Below are 15,901 nucleotides of genomic sequence, written 5' to 3'. Positions count from 1 at the left end.
TATCATGAGCAAACGATTAATCGGCGTCGAAATCGGCAACGGCACTCTGCGCATCGCCATCCTTAATCAGGTGAAGGGACAGGTTTCTGTTGTCTCCCTGCAGGAAAGAGGCTACGCGGATTCGGATCAACTAACCAACCACCTCAAGGAAGTTTTGGCCGGCGAGTTTAGCATTGGCGATCAATTGGTAACCTGTCTTCCGGCCCGGAATGCTTACGTGCGCCGGTTGGAGTTCCCCTTCCAGGATAAAAAGAAAATCGCAGCGGCGATTCCTTTCTCAATGTCCACACAGCTACCGGTTGCAATTGATCAATGTGCCACATCAGTACAACCGGTTCAGACGACCGAAAAAGGCGCAACCGTAGTTGCGGCGGCGGTCCCCACCGAAACGCTGCAGTCTTTACTGGCTAATTTCGAAGCCGCGAATGTGCCGCTGCACCTTGTAGACCTATCACCGTTTTGCTATGCAGCAGGAATCGGTGAAGAAATCAGTGAAGGCCTCATCATCTGTGCAACAAAGCAGGAGACCACAGTTTCAATGCTGCAAAAGGGCCGTTTGAAGGATTACCGTGTCATGCCGGCCATTGCAGAGCCCATCCAGACAGGACAAATTCAGCAGCTTCTCAGAGAAATCAGGGTTCTGAAGCAAACCGCCGGCGAAGGTGACCTCAGCATCATCCTGATGGGCGACAGGGGCACGCCAGAGTTGGTGAGAACTCTGCAAACCAATGAACTTAATGTGGAAGTCCTCTCCCTTGACTTTGGCTGGCAACAGATTGATAGCGAGTTCCTGCCGGCCGTGGCTTTGGCCCTGCGAGCCAAAACCGCCAGAGCCGACCAATCTTTTAATTTTCGTAGCGGCCGTTACGCCCTGAAAGGAGAATGGGCCAATCTGAAGCGCAAGTTGATTCTGTTGGCCTCCTTGCTCAGCCTGACGGTTGTTGTTCTAATCAGCTCTATGATCCTCAGGTATGTCGACCAGGCGAATCGGGCGGATCAGTTGCAGGCGGAAATGGTGAGCGTCTACAAGTCTTTGTTCCCGGAAGCCACAACCATCGTTGATGTCCCCTTGCAACTCAAAAGTGCGATCCGCGACCTACAGGAGAAAGGAAGCCTGATCACGGGAGGACAATCTTCTGCGCTTGCTGTTCTCAAGGAGGTTTCCCGTCTTCCTGACCGGGTTACCGTCGAATTCCAGGAGTTTGCCCTAAGTAGAGAAGAGCTCAAACTGTCCGGGCAGACCTCATCATTCGAAGCGGTCAACCAGATGTCCGGGGTGCTTGCTGAGTCTCCACTGTTTAGCAAGATCCAGGTTACCGATGCCAAAATGAGTCTTGATGGGAGTCGAATTGATTTTCGATTGCTGCTCTCACTCGCCAATCCGGGGGCCGAACAATGATCAGTCAATTGAACCAGAGAGAACGGGTTTTCGTATTCGCCGGAGGTTTTGCCCTTATCCTCGCCCTGCTCTATTTTGCAGTTGTGGCCCCTTACCGTAATGCACTGCATCGGCTCGACCGACAGATCACCGTGCGCAGCGGGCAACTGCAGGACGTCAAGGCTCTGCAATCTGAGTATCTGGGGCTGCAACAGCAGATAGCCCAGATAGAGAAGCTGCTGGACAAACGACAGAATTTTTCCGCGCTCACGTTCGTTGAGGAGCTGGCCCAACGGACAGCAGGCCGTGAGAACCTTTTGTCCATGCGGCCTCAATCCCCCGAGGTCCGAAACGGCATGACCGTCGATGCCGTCGAGATCAAGCTCGAAAAATTGACCCTCAGACAACTCCTCGAATTTCTTCTTGGCATTGAAGAGGCGGCCACCCCCATGCAGGTCAGGAACCTCTATCTCAAGCAGCGTTTCGATAACAGGACCCTGCTTGATGCCAGCTTGACGGTAACGGCGCTGCGAAGGACAACATGAGTTCTCCGGGTGGAGCACACAAATCAAAAGCTCCCGTTAGCAGCTGGCAACGGTCGAGCCTTTTCCTGATCACAGGAGCCGGCCTGCTCTTGCTGGGCATGCTGACAGGCTTTTATCTGTTCTTCCCGGCAGATGTCCTGAAGCAACGGATCACCCAGGAGCTATTGACGAGGACCGGCACAGAGGTGCAGATCCGCCAGGTCTCTCTCTATCCGTTGTTGAGCCTTGATGCCGACCAGGTCAAGATTGACCTGCCGCACCTGCCCCGTCCGCTGGAGATTGAGCAGTTGAGTCTTTCGCCACTCTGGTCGAAATTGTTATCCAGCAACCCAGGAGTGCATTTACAGGGCGAGCTCATGAATGGCACCCTGACCGGGGAGATCCTGAAAAGTGGGCTAATCAGCGCCACGGCGACGGGCCTGCGCTTCGAACTGCCCTTGCAGAAGCCGATGGCCATGAACATTACAGGAACCCTTAATCAGGCAAACCTTGAGGCAGCGACACGTCTTGATCCGGAGACGAAAACAGCCATCTCCCTGCAGTTGAGCGATGTTCGAATCAGTGGCCTGGATTTTTTCAAAGCGGACAGTCCGGGTATCGCCTTTGGCGAAACAACCCTGGAGGTTGATGGCCAGGGACGAGCCATGAAAATCAATACTCTTTCTTCCAGGGGCGGCGATCTCGACGTCAAGGGTGACGGCACCCTGCTCATCGGTCGCACCTCAGCGACCAGTCGCATCAAGCTTGAGCTGCAGGTTCGGCCTGGGCCCAACGCAGATCCTGCCATCGCCTCGTTGCTCGAACTCGCTGGCAAACAAGGGCCAGAGGGTTTTTATTCTTTAAAAGTGAGTGGCACCCTGGCCAAACCTATCCTGAAAACCGGAGGTTGATTTGTCTCTACGTATTCTGGTCTGCTCGATCCTTGTCACAGCAAGCGCGACACTTCCGGCATGGAGCCTTGAGATCACTCCGTTCCAGGTCCGTAATTTCTCACCGACAGCCCTGGTCCACGGCCTGCCAATCGCTGAAACGCCTTACGTGCTGCCCGCCGGCGCAACCTCTGTGAACACCAGCTTCGACATGGCTAGCAATGCGACCGTGAGCACGCGCAACAACCAGGACATCATACTCGACGGTGAATCCTATATTGCAACCCTCGGCCTGCGCTATGGTCTCAGTGACACTCTTCAGCTGGGGATCGACCTGCCCTGGGCCTGGCACTCGAAAGGCTTTATGGATAGCTTTATCAGTGATTGGCATAACTTCTTCGGTCTTCCCAACGGTGATCGGGATGATCTGCAAGACGACCAACTGAATTACCTTTATTCACGGGAAGGTAAGGAATATCTGGAACTGGAGGACGAAACCAATGGTTTCGGTGATTTACGCCTGCAGCTTGCCTGGCAAATCAAGACCACCGAGCAGTCGGCATACACCCTGCGAACCCAGCTCAAGGCACCAACCGGTGATGCAGACAAGTTGACCGGCAGCGAAGCCTGGGATATCTCCCTGGCCCTGTCTGCGCAACGCGACTTTCCTCTGGGCAAAGGGCAAGGCGCCCTCTGGGGAGGTTTTGGTGTCAGCTGGCTGGGCGATGGCGAGGTCCTGGAGGATGATGTCGAAGACTATGCAGCCAATGGCTGGATCGGGGCCGGCTGGGCCCCACTCAAGTGGTTGGCCCTCAAACTCCAGCTTGACAGTCATACAGCTCTCTATGACAATAACCTCACGGAGCTGGGTGATCCGGCCGTTATGCTGACCATGGGCGGCACTCTTGCCTTGGGTGAAAAGACCCTCCTCGATATAGGGGTCGGCGAAGACCTGAACGTCAACGCCTCACCGGACGTCACAGTTCATCTGAACCTTGCGCACAAGTTTTAATCAAAAAAGGGGATCTTATTCTCCGCAACTTGCTTCGTTCCGATCGTCAACATATTTTTGCAGCCGTTCGCTTCTCTCACTCGAGTCAAGACCTTAAAGAGACATTGCCGGGTCGTTGATAACTTTCTAGAGGCCGAATTCGTTGCTTTGCCAGGACCAGGTAATTGCCGCAGAGGATAAGGAGTATTCCGCTCAAACCTGATAAGGTCCAATGGTAATCTTCCCAAATTGTTGAAAGCATCAGTGCAACAACCGGAAAGAGCAGCGTGACGTATGCAGCACGTCCCGGCCCAATCCTGCCGACCAGGGTCAGATAGCAACCAAAGGCAATCACCGAGCCAAACAGAGCCAGGTAAACCAGAGAAAGCAGATACGGTGCAGAGAGATCAATCGTTATCGGTGCCCCGGTGAAGACCACAACCAGAACCATACAGAACGATCCGTAGGCCATACCGAAGGCGTTGGTCTGTACGACTGGCAGTTTACGGTGCTGGTTTCTTGCAGAGAGGATGTTCCCCAAAGAAGCCAGGTAGGTTGCTGCAAAGCTGAGTAACAGGCCGAGCATAACAGGTCCTGAGACGTTGACTTCCGCCAGCTCTGACCAGAAAAGCAGAATCAATCCAAGCATTCCCATCGCTCCGCCGAAGAGGACTTTCAGCTCGATCGGCGTTCCCAGGAAAATTCTGCCATTCAGCAGATTCATGACCACGATCGTTGAGAACACAACCGCTGCCAAGCCACTGGTAATATGCAATTCAGCCAGGTAAAAAAGCAGGTAGTTGAACGCAAAGAGAAAAGCTCCCTGCATGGCAATATAAAGATGATCGGCGCGCGAGAACTGCATTGGCAAACGGCGAGCCAGGCACCAGACAAAAAGAATCAAAGCGGCCAGAGCAAAACGATAGGCAACCGAGAGCGCCGGCTCAACGTTGCCAAGTTGAAACTTGATTCCCAACCAGGTGGAACCCCATATCAGCACCGTGATGGTATAAAAAAGAAAATTTGCCATTGCTCACCTAGCGGTTGGTTTGAGCTGCTCATCGGCAAGCTGCCCGAGCCTGTCTATGGCTACTTTGACGGCCGGAGACCAGGTTGCCGCGTTCAAACGAATACAGTTGCGATACTTGCCGTCGACGGAGAAGATCGAGCCAGGAGCGATGGCAATGCCATATCCCTTGGCTTTTTTATAAAGCAGGATTGAATCAACCTTTTCCGGCATCTCCACCCAGAGCACAAAACCACCTTGAGGACGTGAAACACGCGTGCCTGCCGGGAAAGAGCGGCCTATGGCGTCTCCCATCTGGGCAGATTGTTTGGCATAAGCCCTGCGAATCGATCGCAGATGGTGATCATAGCCGCCGTTGGCAAGAAATTCTGCAATAGCCAACTGCGGCGGGCTTGCACAAGCGACACTGCCGAGCATTTTCCCACGTTCGATCTGCTTCTGGTAGCGGCCCGCTGCAATCCAGCCAACCCGGTAACCAGGCGCAACCGTTTTGCTGAAAGACGAACAAAGAAGCACATTGCCGGTTTTATCAAAAGACTTGGCAACAGAGGGTCGTTCGTCACTGTATGACAGGTCACCGTAAATATCGTCCTCAATCAATGGGATCTGGTAGCTTTCAAGCATTTGAACCAGGCGCAGCTTGTCTTCGTCAGACATACTGCTGCCCAGAGGGTTATTGAAATTGGAGAGAACAATACAAGCCTTAACCTCTCCGGAATTTCGATCAAGGGCATACCCAAGAGCTTCCAGGCTGATCCCGCCTCGTGGTGAAGCAGGTATTTCCAGAGCTTTCAGCCCAAGATCTTCAATCATCTGCAGAAAATTAAAATAAACAGGGGTCTCAATCGCTACGGTGTCTCCCGGTTTGCAGAGTGTGCGCAGCGACAGGACAACCGCTTCGACACAGCCAGAGGTGATCACGATCTGATCGGGTCCAAGTGTGCAACCAGAAAGCAACAGTCGTTGAGCGATCTGTTTGCGCAATCGCAAATTACCCGGGGGGAACTCGTAAGAAACGGCCTGATTCGCAAATCGACGTGTCTCACGTGCCAGCATTCGGTTGAGTTTTTCAACGGGAAGCAGGTCAAGGTTAGGGGTTGCGATACCAAGCTGCAGGAGAGTCTGATCATTATAATCCGTCATCACCTCCTGGTAGATTTTAGAGAGGCTTACTTCGGCTGGGTTGATGGTCGGTCGATCAACCACCGGTTCGGCCGGAAGCTCCGGCAGACGCGCCCGAACGTAATATCCTGACTGCGGACGGGCCTCAAGCAGACGACGGTCTTCCAACAGGCTGTAGGCTTCCTTGACCGTGTTGATACTCACATGCATCTGCTTGCTCAGATTCCTGATAGATGGAACCTTGTCGCCCGGCCGTAAAGTCCCCTGCTCTATCAGAAAACTGATTTTACCTGCAACTTTCTCGTAAAGAGGAAGTTTTTCGTCAAGTTGAATACCCGTTTCAATCATATTACCATCCATCTATCTTCTTTCTACCAAGGTATTGCCAATTCCAACAGACACAGTTGCCATACTCATTACAGGGCACAGTTAAGAATATAACTATCTGTGTTGGACACAATTGTAAAGAACTGTATCTGGCATCAAAAAAACAAACAGGCTTTAATGAACCATCACATTTATTCATAGGATAATGAAAGGAGACGGACATGGAAATGCTTCTGAATAAACGGGAACTGCTCGACCTTGGGGAGGAGTTACAAGGGGCCAAGATTGTCTGTCGTGAAGGCTGTTGCTGGATAACCCTTGTTGGTGATAGCCACGACCACATCATAAAACACGGCAACAGTTTCATTGTCAGGTCCAAAGGCCGCGTGCTCATTACAGCTATGGAAGCAAGCCGGCTGCTGTTGACTGACATTAAGTCAGCAGGCAGACTTGCCCAACCTTACAGGGCTATCCATGGATTATTAAAACAAACTCTTTCGCTTCTATGACCCAAAAATTAGTTAACGCAGAGTCACAAAGATCGCAGAGGGGAACCTCTTACATTTTTGAAAAATGATTCAATTCTGACAACTAAGCTCTGCGTCTTCGCGCCTTTACGTTAAAAATAGTTTGAGTTTGCCTTGCCTTTGTTTGGGTTATAGGTTTGAATTCTTTTGCCACAAATCTCTAAAAGCCGGTCGGACAATCATTGAAATGGCTGCAAGTGAGGAAGATATGAAAACGATCGGCCTTTTAGGCGGCATGAGCTGGGAAAGCACCACTGAGTACTATCGAAGCATAAACAGACGAATAGCAAAAGAACTGGGAGGATTACATTCCGCTCAGATTGTTCTTTACAGTGTCGACTTCGACTCTCTTGAGAAGCTTCAGCGCAAGGGTGACTGGCAAGGTGCTGCTGAGATCCTCGTTGACGCAGCCTTGAAGGTTGAGGCTGCAGGGGCCGACTTTCTTTTGATCTGCACCAACACAATGCACAAACTGGCAGACCAGATCGAAGCAGCCGTACAGATACCTTTACTGCATATTGCTGATGCAACAGCAGAGACGCTTATTGCTGAAGGCATCAGGACAGTTGGTCTTCTCGGGACAGCTTTCACCATGGAAGAAGATTTCTATCGGGGCCGGCTGAAACGAAATTTCGAGTTGGACATTGTTACGCCCTCGAAGAGAGACAGAGGAATAGTCCACAATGTCATCTATCAGGAACTCTGTGCTGGCAAAACGTCTGAAGCCTCCAAAAATGAGTATCTCAGGATTATTGAGGCGCTGGCCAAAGACGGCGCAGAAGCGATTATTCTCGGATGCACTGAGATAGGCATGCTGGTCAAGCAGAGCGATACCCATGTCAAACTCTATGATACGACCGCCATCCATGCGAAGAAAGCAGTTGAACAAGCGATCGCATGAGAATAATTCGGAGACATCGTTTTGCGTATTAATCGCGAGCATCTAATCGATGGCATAGGCGTCAATTCCAGGCCATGAATAAAGTGACCGCGAAGAGCCCATTCAACCCTTCCCTTGACTTTTACACCTGCCGCCTGATACTATGTGCTCTGTTGATCAGCAATGAGGGCTTTGTGCCGAGACTGATCAACACTGTTCCCAGATTGAAAAGACGTTCTTCAAGGCTCCGGAATATTCCGGAGCTTTTTTTATTCTGAAGCCTGTCCGTGATGTCAATTCACTCGTTACAGTCATAACAACTAATTCGGACCGGCTTATAATAAAGAAGAAAACATGGATTTCAAAAGTTTTAATCTCAACCCGAGGATTGCCGCTGGCGTAGAAGCCGCAGGCTTTACCGAACCGACCCCTATTCAGGCACAATCAATCCCGAAGATCATGCAACACCGTGACGTGATGGGTCTCGCCCAGACCGGCACAGGAAAAACAGCGGCCTTCGGGCTGCCGATCCTTCATCAATTAATGAAAGGCAAGCGCGGTCACGTGCGAGCATTGATCGTCGCCCCGACCAGGGAACTGGCAGAACAAATCAATGAAGCGATCATTCAGCTCGGCAAAGAGAGCGGTCTACGCAGCGTCACCGTATATGGCGGTGTCGGCATGAATCCACAGGTAACCAAACTCAAGCGAGGCGTTGAAATCGTCGTCGCCTGCCCGGGACGCCTGCTCGACCATATCAAGCAAGGGACCATTGACTTGAGCAAAGTGGACGTACTGGTTCTTGATGAAGCGGACCGCATGTTCGATATGGGTTTTCTGCCGGACATCCGTCGTATCATCAAATGTCTGCCTGCACAACGCCAGACCCTGCTCTTCTCGGCAACCATGCCTAAAGAGATTCGACACCTGGCACAAGAGGTACTCAATAATCCCGAGACAATCCAGGTCGACACGATTGCCCCCCCGGTGACCGTGAGTCACGCTCTTTATCCCGTACCTCAGCATCTTAAAACTGACCTGTTATTACAACTTCTGGAACACACGAGCACAGATTCAGTGCTGGTCTTTACCAGAACCAAACACAGGGCAAAAAGGCTTGGCGAGAAGTTGGCAAAGAGCGGCTATCGTGCAGCCTCCTTGCAGGGCAACCTTTCTCAATCCAGACGTCAGGCAGCCCTTGACGGTTTTCGCGACGGAAGTTTCCAGATCCTGGTCGCTACAGATATTGCCGCACGTGGTATAGACGTTTCACAGGTCTCCCACGTTATTAATTTCGACATTCCAGATACGGCAGAAGCCTATATTCATCGCATCGGCCGTACCGGCAGGGCAGCTAGAAGCGGCGACGCTTTCACCATGGTCTGCCATGAAGACGGTTTGATGGTCAGAACAATTGAACGAGCTCTCGGCAGTCAACTGGAGCAGCGCCGTGTGGATGGCTTCGATTACAACGTACCCGCGCCTAAACGTACGGTTCAACCTTCGCAACGCCCGAAACGAACCGGACAACAGAACAGACCTCAGGGAAACAAAACCAGGTCTGCAGCTGGCAACAGAAGCGGCGGAGGCAAGCAACGACAAAGTCAACGCTAAAGCCGCGGCTCTTTCCTGGGACGCATCAGGATTGATCAGTATCTTTTGTTAAGAAAACTATGTATAATTATTGTTTAACTCTTGAAAAACGCCCTCAGATACCACCCTTCTCCCCGTACGGAGATGACGTTACGGCAAGAAGAGAATCGATTACCGTGCCACCAATCTCAGGCACGCAAAATGTCAAATCTGCCCCATAGATTCCGGTGATCTCCCCGGAATTTATCGGCTGCACCCTGGCTAGGAGAATAAATATGGAAATTTCAGAACTTACCCCTGGCGATCCGATTGAAGCTCGCTGTACAAAATGCCGTAAAAACACCAACCACATCGTTGTCGCCATGAAAGATGACGTTCCTGCCAAGGTTCAGTGCAACACTTGTAGCGGACAACATAAGTATCGGCCACCAACAGCACCCAAGAAGCCTGCAGTGCGGCGAACCGTTGACCCAAAAGTCGCAGAGCAGAAAGAATGGGCCGAGTTGAGTCCAAACATGAACAGTGAGCAGGCAAGCACCTACTCTATGGATTCTGCCTACAAAGTCGGGGCACTGATCAATCACCCCCAGTTCGGCCTGGGCCTTAATCAGCGTATTGTCGGGCTGCGTAAAATAGAAGTTCTTTTTGAAACCGGCAAAAAGATCATGCGCTGTAAGTAAGACGTCCCTCATTTGCCGTTTTCAACGTTGTCGACAGCGATACAGATCTTTTCATCAAGAATCTTTGTATCAATAGACACTTAAGGCTTGCATTTCAAAATTCTAACGTGCTAGGCTGTCGGCATTTAGTAAGTTCGTGTAAGTGTTTTTTGTCGCTCACCAGATTGACAAGGTGTCAAAACGGATTAAAGCACTCAGACCACTTCGGCTGCGTGCTTTTCATTTTAGGGCGTTCAAAGCTTACACACCAGTACAGATTCCCCGAGGGGAACGTGGAGGAAAAAATGGCAGAAGGTACAGTTAAATGGTTCAACGACGCAAAGGGTTTTGGTTTCATCGAGCAGGACAATGGTCCTGACGTATTCGTTCACTTTTCCGAGATCCAGGGCGACGGATTCAAGTCCCTCGCTGAAGGAGATCGTGTAAGCTTTGACGTTACTGAAGGCCAAAAAGGTCCTCAGTCTGCTAACGTCTGCAAAATTTAATCTTAATTTTGCATAAGTTAAAAAAGCCTCACGGGTTTTCGTGAGGCTTTTTTTTCTGTAACACTTTTTTCTACGATCCTCTCATTTCTAAACTTGACCGGGCTGATTCTCGACCCGAAAGGGACACACAATGGCTAGAAAACCCAACTATGGTTACGAAAAACGTCAGAAAGAAATCGCCAAGAAAGCGAAAAAAGATGAAAAGCTTAAGCGCAGACAAGAAGAGAAAGCTCTCGAGGAAGGCGTAGATGCTGAGACCCCTCAAGAAGAAGAGTAGGCTCGAGGCATAAAAGCACACCGACATCAGCACGAGAGCCACAGAGCTTATCGGAGAAGTTGAAAGGGCTAAGATTTAGCCCTCCTTTTCATCGTGAACTCAGCAGTTTTCCCCTCAACCTTCCAGCTTCACACTCTACGAGATCAGAGGTCTAATGAAGGCCTTCTGGCTGAACAGACCCCAACGCCTGCAACAAGCTTTGCCACCCTTCGTTAGACAGCTGACGCTACAGATTCAAAACAAAAAGGACGGCACAAAGGCCGCCCTTATAAAAAGCAAATATTTCAGTAAACCTCTATGAGAGTGTGCCACTCACCAGAAGATTCATAATCTTGTGACCTGGATCAATCAACAGTCCCGACTCCTTCGCCGCAGCCTCAGAATAACCCGCCACTGCATTGTTTTCCGGAGCGAACTCTTTGCCGGAACCGCAAAGAACAAAAGGAACAGGATCCTTGGTGTGCGTCATTTTCTCAACCGGCGTAGGATGATCTGGTAACAGCAGCACACGATAGTCACCAAGGCTATCGATACCGGCCATCACCGTTCCTACGACATCCTTGTCAAAACGTTCGATCGCTTCAATCTTATCTGTCAAGCTACCACTATGGGCGGCCTCATCGGGTGCCTCAACGTGCAGGTAAACATAATCTCTGGTCTTGAGTGCTTGCAGAGCCGCCTCAGCTTTACCGAGATAATTGGTGTCGAGATAGCCCGTCGCACCAGGCACGTCGATGACGTCAAGGCCCGCGAAGATACCGATCCCCTTGATCAGATCAACAGCCGAAATCACCGCCCCCGTCAGATTGAACTTATCCTGTAGAGTAGGCATCTGCGGGCGCTTGCCCTGTCCCCATAGCCAGATGGAGTTAGCAGGATTCTTGCCCTCTGTCTCACGTTTAACATTGACCGGGTGACGTTTAAAAAGAAGCTGTGCCGAGCTGGTAATCTGCACCAAAGGCATGGCTTCGTCTGAACGCAACACATGATTGCTGACACTCTGACCAGTTAAATCGTGAGGTGGCAGGATTCGCAGATCATCTCTCCCCCCCCTCCAGACCATCAGGTGTCGATAAGAGACACCTGGATAGAACTGAAATTCCTCGTCGCCCAGCTCTTCCTGAAGGCATTCGATCAACTCACGGGCCTCTTCAGTCGAGATGTGACCTGCAGAGAAATCCTGCATGTACATGTCGCCACCAGCCAAACCCAGCGTCACCAAATTAAGACGGAACGCAACATCATCAGGGCCGAGGTCCACTCCCATACTGGCAGCTTCTAAAGGCGAGCGGCCCGTATAGCAGCTCGCAGGATCGTAACCGAACACGGAAAGATTAGCCACATCAGAGCCGGGGTGGAAAGCATCAGGGACCGTTGCAAGGAGGCCAATCCTGCCCCGTTGTGCGAGCTTGTCCATATTGGGGGTTTTGGCCGCCTGCAGGGGTGTTAGCCCATCAAGCGCTGCTATCGGCTCGTCAGACATACCATCACCGAGAAGAACAATATATTTCATAGAATCAGAACCTATCTTATTCAAGTTATCTGTTATCAGTAATAAGGATTTCTGGTCACTCATCACTGGTCACCGATCACGAGCATCAGCCCCTAGGATGATGTTCTGCGTGCATTTTGCGTAGTCGTTCACGCGTGACGTGGGTATATATCTGGGTTGTAGAGATATCCGCATGCCCAAGCATGGCCTGAACGGAACGCAGGTCAGCACCATTCTCCAAAAGATGGGTTGCAAAGGAATGGCGCATGGTATGCGGCGTAATGCTTTGGCTAATACCTGCCTCAAGAGCGCGGCGCTTAATAATCTTCCAGAAGCCTTGACGTGTCAAGCCCTCACCAGAACGATTGAGAAAGAGAAAATGAGAGCCTTTTTGCTTCTCCAATCCCGGACGCCCATTCTGTAGATATTCCTGCAAAGCCGCAATCGCAGTCTCTCCCAGAGGAACGATTCTCTGTTTGCTACGCTTACCGAAGGCCGTAAGATAGCCGACATCCATCTGCAGGTCACTCAATTTAAGGGAGACCAACTCGGAAACACGCAAACCGGTGGCATAGATGATCTCGAGCATGGCTCTGTCGCGCCAGGCAAGAGCAGACTCCCCCTTGGGGCTGGACAGCAGGCTTTCTACATCCAACGGAGCTAAGGTGTGGGGCAAGGCAGTGAGGCTCTTTGGCGAAACCACCTGGTCCGTAGGGTTGTCCTTGGTAATTTTCTCGCGTACCAGGAACTTGTGAAAGGTTCGCAAGGCTGCCAGAGCTCGCGCCCTGCTGCGGGGAGACAAGCCCGCATTTTTCAGGTGACTGAGAAAACGCAGGACAACCGCCGCAGAGATATTTTCAAGAGCCACGACCTTCTGGCTTTCGAGGTAATCCAGATAGCGCGCCAAATCCCGACCATAGGCATCGAGCGTGTTATTCGCCAGGCCGCGCTCCACTGCCAGATAGTTCAAGTAATGGTCGAGATAATGGTTCATAAAATCCTGAAGTAAGGTCTTTACCCGTCCAAGCTTTCGAGTAAGGATTTGCGAATATCTTCACGTTTTGCTTCGTCACTGATTGTTTGTCCGAAGATATCTTTTACATAGAAAGTATCGGCAACCTGATCAACCTTGGTGGAAATTTTGGCAACATGAATATAGAGACCCAACTCGGCAAGAGTTCGGGTAATCCTGTAGAGAAGACCAACTTCATCGTGAGCGAAGATATCAATGACCGTGTGTTCTCTGGAAACATCTGTGTCAAACTCAACCTTGTTCGGATAACGCGGCAGGTTTTGACCTGGAAGGAATCCGGCTTTCTGACGTTTCTTGACCATGCCGGAGACTTTCACGCGACCTTCCAGAACAGAGGTCAAATCGGCCTGAACCTTCTCCCATTTGGCAGGGTCATCAATAATGCCGCCAATCGGCTTGTTCACATGCAGGATATCGAGCGCGAAACCGTTACGGCGCGTATAAATCTGCGCACCGAGAATGTTAATGCCGTTGGCCGCCATAACCCCTGCAATCATGCTGAACAAACCGGGAACATCGAGGGTGGAGATCGTCACACTGGTATATTCTGCTTCCTCATCATGCGACACTTGCATGGCAACCGTATCGTTGCCCCGCGACAGCTCAAGAGCCAAGTGATCCTTGATTTCAAAGGAACGGTGGGTCAGCAGATAGCGTGTCCCCATTGAACGGAGCCTGTCCTTGATCTTCTTTTCACCGAAATCATCTTTGAGTGCCGCCAGGACTTTACGTTTACGATTGCGAACTCGCTCAGAGCGAATATCGCTCATAAAGTTGCCCCGCTCAAAGGTTTCGTAGGCCTTCTCGTATAGATCCTGTAGCAGATGGCCTTTCCATTCAGACCAGACATCAGGGCCAACAGCCTTCAGATCGGCAAAGGTCAACAGGAAAAGCATTTTCAGCGTCTCTGCCATCTCCATGGTATTGGCAAAGTCCTGAATCAATCGGATATCATTCAAGTCACGCCTTTGGGAGATGTGAGCCATGTCAAGATGGTGGCGAACCAGGAATTCAAGACGCTGGCTGGCTTCTTTGGAAAGGTTCAGGCGGCGGGCGATCTTTGGGATCATGTCCGCGCCCTTGTTGGAATGGTCCTTCCCCTCCCCTTTACCTATATCGTGGAAGAGGACCGCCAGCACGATCAGCTCCGGCTTGCCGATATCAGCGGCAACCTTGGTCAGCAATGGCTTCTCGGCAGCATAAAAACCGGACCAGAGCTTCTCTATCTCTTCGACAGCAAAGATCGAATGGATATCGACCGTGTAAACATGATAGGCGTCGTGCTGAACTTTACAGTAGATTCTTTTAAATTCGGGGATGTACTTATTCAAAAACGCCAGGTGGTGCATGTCACGCAAACTCTGGGCGACACCGGTCGGGCCACGCATGATTTCCAGAAACATCTCAGAAACTTCGCGATTACGCCTGAAACTGTCATTGACCAGGGAGAGGTTCTCGCGGATCTGACCCTTGACATCCATACTCAGAGCAAGGCTGTTCTGTTTGGCCAACAAAAAGGCTTGCATGATTGCTTCCGGACGATTTTCAAAGACGCTTTCACGGGCAGTCTTCAGCTCACCACGATAGCTGAAAAAGTCCTCGCCGAGGCTGCGTCTGCCGAGATAACCGAACAGGCCCGTGGACGCATCTTTTTCTTTATACGCCTTGAAAATCAAGGAAGTCGCCAGGTGCTCTGTTCTGGTTGCGTGAGAGTAATAATCCTGCATGAACTGTTCAACCGAGAGAGCCTTTTTGTTGTCTTCGTATCCAAGGAAGGCAGCGATCTGTTCCTGCTTGTCAAACTGGAGCTGGTCGGTTTTACGCTTCAACTGAAAATGCAGCTCATTGCGAATTCGCCAGAGATAATCGTAAGCGGAATCGATTTCCTCCATCTCCTGATTCGAGATGACGCCCTTTTTTAAAAGGTCACGCACGCTCTTTGCCTTGAACTTGACGCGCATCATCCACACCGCCGTATGGAGATCTCTCAGGCCACCTTCCCCTTCCTTGATATTCGGTTCCAGCATATAGACAGTCGAACCATACTTGCTCAGTCGGGTTTTGTGCTCTTCAAATTTAGACTTTAGAAAACCCTGGCTGTTGCGATTCAGAAGTGGCCCGAGCACCTGACGTTCGAACTCATGGTAAAGGACTTCGTCTCCGACAAGGAAGCGCGTGTCGAGCATGGCGGTACGGATGGTAATATCAGTTTGAGCAAGGCTTAAGCAATCGGAGGCAGTACGGACGCTGTAACCGACATCAAGGTTAAGATCCCACATCAGGTAGAGCACCCGTTCAGCGATCTTTTCTGCGAGGTCCTTATTCTGCTCACTGCAGTAAAACATGACGTCAATATCAGAAAGAGGATTCAGTTCACCCCGTCCGTAGCCACCCAGGGCAAGAACCGCCGAGCAGACCTTGCCTGACGTAGGGAATTCTGCGGCCGAGCACTGATAGAGGCAGCGAATCAATTCGTCTGCCATAGAGGTCATGCAGGCGACAACATCGCGACCACTGCCTCCGGATTTGTGCATTTCATGACAATGGTCACGATGGTACTCGAGGTACAACCGGGCCGCGTCGAGCAGATGAGAACGTCTCTCTTCAAAAGAGACATCGCCGGCCATCATCAATTCTGTGGCAAAAAAATCTTTTAGGGTTTCATGTTTCATCAT

15 protein-coding genes are annotated in these 15,901 nt (G+C 51.0%); 10 read left to right on the top strand and 5 right to left on the bottom strand.

What is annotated here, in order from left to right; genetic code table 11:
• Positions 1-4: 4 nt before the first annotated feature.
• Genes gspL through P9J64_00950 form a run of 4 tightly spaced genes read left to right on the top strand, consistent with a single transcriptional unit; the run spans position 5 to position 3,804 of the window.
• Positions 5-1,399: a type II secretion system protein GspL gene (gene gspL / locus P9J64_00965; protein ID MDG5466886.1), complete on the top strand. Its 1,395-nt coding sequence runs from the start codon at positions 5-7 to the stop codon at positions 1,397-1,399.
• Complete coding sequence (gspM, locus tag P9J64_00960; GenBank protein ID MDG5466885.1) at positions 1,396-1,923, top strand: type II secretion system protein GspM; 528 nt, start codon at positions 1,396-1,398, stop codon at positions 1,921-1,923. Before gspL ends, gspM begins: the two co-directional genes overlap by 4 nt.
• Entirely contained in the window at positions 1,920-2,813 is an 894-nt protein-coding gene (gspN, locus tag P9J64_00955) for a type II secretion system protein GspN (GenBank protein ID MDG5466884.1), read from the top strand. The genes gspM and gspN overlap by 4 nt, the downstream gene beginning before the upstream one ends.
• Position 2,814: 1 nt before the next feature.
• Positions 2,815-3,804: a DUF3187 family protein gene (locus tag P9J64_00950; GenBank protein MDG5466883.1), complete on the top strand. Its 990-nt coding sequence runs from the start codon at positions 2,815-2,817 to the stop codon at positions 3,802-3,804.
• A gap of 85 nt (positions 3,805-3,889) precedes the next feature.
• Here the strand turns inward: P9J64_00950 and P9J64_00945 are convergent, their stop codons facing one another.
• Both P9J64_00945 and P9J64_00940 read right to left on the bottom strand, forming a co-directional pair.
• Positions 3,890-4,813, bottom strand: a complete 924-nt coding sequence (locus P9J64_00945) for an EamA family transporter (protein MDG5466882.1) — start codon at positions 4,811-4,813, stop codon at positions 3,890-3,892.
• 3 nt (positions 4,814-4,816) lie between these two features.
• Positions 4,817-6,280 carry a PLP-dependent aminotransferase family protein gene (locus P9J64_00940; protein MDG5466881.1) on the bottom strand — a complete coding sequence of 488 codons (1,464 nt, stop codon included), beginning with the start codon at positions 6,278-6,280 and terminating at the stop codon, positions 4,817-4,819.
• Between the two features lie 200 nt (positions 6,281-6,480).
• On the opposite strand from P9J64_00940, the gene P9J64_00935 reads away from it, so the two are divergent.
• The 6 genes from P9J64_00935 to P9J64_00910 all read left to right on the top strand — a co-directional run bounded on the left by P9J64_00935 (position 6,481) and on the right by P9J64_00910 (position 10,701).
• Positions 6,481-6,768 (top strand): DUF2917 domain-containing protein, encoded by a 288-nt coding sequence (locus tag P9J64_00935; protein ID MDG5466880.1) that lies wholly within the window; start codon positions 6,481-6,483, stop codon positions 6,766-6,768.
• Positions 6,769-6,994: 226 nt separating this feature from the next.
• Positions 6,995-7,687, top strand: coding sequence for an aspartate/glutamate racemase family protein (locus P9J64_00930; GenBank protein ID MDG5466879.1), 693 nt, complete (start codon positions 6,995-6,997; stop codon positions 7,685-7,687).
• A 333-nt stretch (positions 7,688-8,020) separates the two neighbouring features.
• Positions 8,021-9,280, top strand: coding sequence for a DEAD/DEAH box helicase (locus P9J64_00925; protein MDG5466878.1), 1,260 nt, complete (start codon positions 8,021-8,023; stop codon positions 9,278-9,280).
• A 254-nt stretch (positions 9,281-9,534) separates the two neighbouring features.
• Positions 9,535-9,939 carry a hypothetical protein gene (locus P9J64_00920; protein MDG5466877.1) on the top strand — a complete coding sequence of 135 codons (405 nt, stop codon included), beginning with the start codon at positions 9,535-9,537 and terminating at the stop codon, positions 9,937-9,939.
• Between the two features lie 284 nt (positions 9,940-10,223).
• Complete coding sequence (locus P9J64_00915; GenBank protein MDG5466876.1) at positions 10,224-10,424, top strand: cold-shock protein; 201 nt, start codon at positions 10,224-10,226, stop codon at positions 10,422-10,424.
• 130 nt (positions 10,425-10,554) lie between these two features.
• Positions 10,555-10,701 carry a hypothetical protein gene (locus P9J64_00910; protein ID MDG5466875.1) on the top strand — a complete coding sequence of 49 codons (147 nt, stop codon included), beginning with the start codon at positions 10,555-10,557 and terminating at the stop codon, positions 10,699-10,701.
• Between the two features lie 295 nt (positions 10,702-10,996).
• Here the strand turns inward: P9J64_00910 and P9J64_00905 are convergent, their stop codons facing one another.
• The 3 genes from P9J64_00905 to glnD form a co-directional block, all read right to left on the bottom strand.
• Positions 10,997-12,214: a cofactor-independent phosphoglycerate mutase gene (locus P9J64_00905; GenBank protein MDG5466874.1), complete on the bottom strand. Its 1,218-nt coding sequence runs from the start codon at positions 12,212-12,214 to the stop codon at positions 10,997-10,999.
• 85 nt (positions 12,215-12,299) lie between these two features.
• Positions 12,300-13,187 (bottom strand): site-specific tyrosine recombinase XerD, encoded by an 888-nt coding sequence (xerD, locus tag P9J64_00900; GenBank protein ID MDG5466873.1) that lies wholly within the window; start codon positions 13,185-13,187, stop codon positions 12,300-12,302.
• 20 nt (positions 13,188-13,207) lie between these two features.
• Entirely contained in the window at positions 13,208-15,901 is a 2,694-nt protein-coding gene (gene glnD, locus P9J64_00895; protein ID MDG5466872.1) for a [protein-PII] uridylyltransferase, read from the bottom strand.

Source organism: Deltaproteobacteria bacterium IMCC39524, assembly GCA_029667085.1.
Lineage (GTDB): Bacteria > Desulfobacterota > Desulfuromonadia > Desulfuromonadales > BM103 > M0040.
The sequence above is the reverse complement of the archived record's forward strand: the minus strand, read 5'-3'. Positions and strand labels throughout refer to the sequence as shown.